The 1130-nt window shown below is 70.6% G+C and carries 3 protein-coding genes; all 3 read right to left on the reverse strand.

What is annotated here, in order from left to right:
- The coding region (locus AC5RV2_RS18240; protein ID WP_494093499.1) for a hypothetical protein at positions 1 to 317 on the reverse strand (317 nt) is incomplete at its 3' end.
- Positions 318 to 358: 41 nt separating this feature from the next.
- Complete coding sequence (locus AC5RV2_RS18245; protein ID WP_494093500.1) at positions 359 to 787, reverse strand: hypothetical protein; 429 nt, start codon at positions 785 to 787, stop codon at positions 359 to 361.
- Between the two features lie 102 nt (positions 788 to 889).
- Positions 890 to 1042, reverse strand: a complete 153-nt coding sequence (locus AC5RV2_RS18250; RefSeq protein WP_494093501.1) for a hypothetical protein — start codon at positions 1040 to 1042, stop codon at positions 890 to 892.
- Positions 1043 to 1130: the final 88 nt, after the last annotated feature.

Consider the following 1130-nt stretch of genomic DNA (forward strand, 5'->3'; position numbering starts at 1 on the left):
TCGGCCGCCGACAGCGGCCCGCGGGGAACGGCCACGCCGGTGCTCAGCCGGATGGTTTTCACGCCGGAGGCGCCGTTAATGTCGAAGGAGTGTGCGGCGTGCGGCAGCAGGGCCACGCCGTCGGAAAAGGAGGCGCCGGGGAATTCCTCCGCCAACCGCGCCTGGAGGTCCTCGCCGAAGAGCAGGGGGTCCGACCGGTACCACAGCTCGGCGGCCACCGTGGTCTTGGCCTCGGGCGGTTGTCCGCCGCCGGCCGCCGCGGCCTCGCCGGAATGCGCCGGGTCGGGCAGGTGCGGGGAAGGCTGGCCGGAGGCCATGTTGCCTTGCTTGTCGGGCCCGGCCGGGCCGGCGCCAGGCATCAGCGGCGCGGGTCGCCGTCGTCGTCATTGCCCGAAAGGCGGTTGGTGCCCTGGTCGGGGTGTGCGGCGGCCTCCGCTGCCTGCTGTTCTTCCACCTGGGCCCGGCTCTGCGGCGTGCCCGGGGCCGGAACGGTGCCCGCGCCGCCGGGGATCTTCGAGGAGACCCGATGGATCCCGGAGCCCTCGCTGAGGTGGCTCGGGTTCTCCTTGGTGGACATGGTCAGCACCGCCACAATCAGCAGCGAGGCGATGAAGGCGATGCCGGCAGCCGTCACGCCGAGGTCCCAGCGCAGCAGGTTTCCGGACCCGCCGGTGGCGAAGACCATGGTCAGGGCGCCGGCGATCACGGCCAGTACCGCCGAGAAGATCAGCGGGCCCTTGACGGACATCCGTCCTTCGTCCGGACGGCCAGACGCGTTCTTGCCCACGATGATTTCCTCCTGCTGACGGGTAAAGCCTGCATCCAGTCTACCGGTCGTAGAAGTTGCCGCGCAGGCGCCAGTGGCGCCGGCCACACCTGCGGGCGGGACTCAGCCGGCGGCGGGCTGCCCGGCGTCGTGGCGCAGGCTGAGGGCGGCGATCAGCAGGACGACGGCGATGATGATCGCCGCTCCGCCCAGCACCCCCAGCAGCGCATGCGGGCCCAGGTGCGCGAAGAACGGGAGCGCGAGGCCGAAGCCCACGGATTCTTCTGAGCAAGAAGGTGATTCAGATGGCTGGAAATGGGCGTTTCATGGACCGCTTTATGCGCGCCACGGAAAAGGCGGCGAA

Source organism: Arthrobacter sp. Y3225116 (assembly GCF_059091245.1).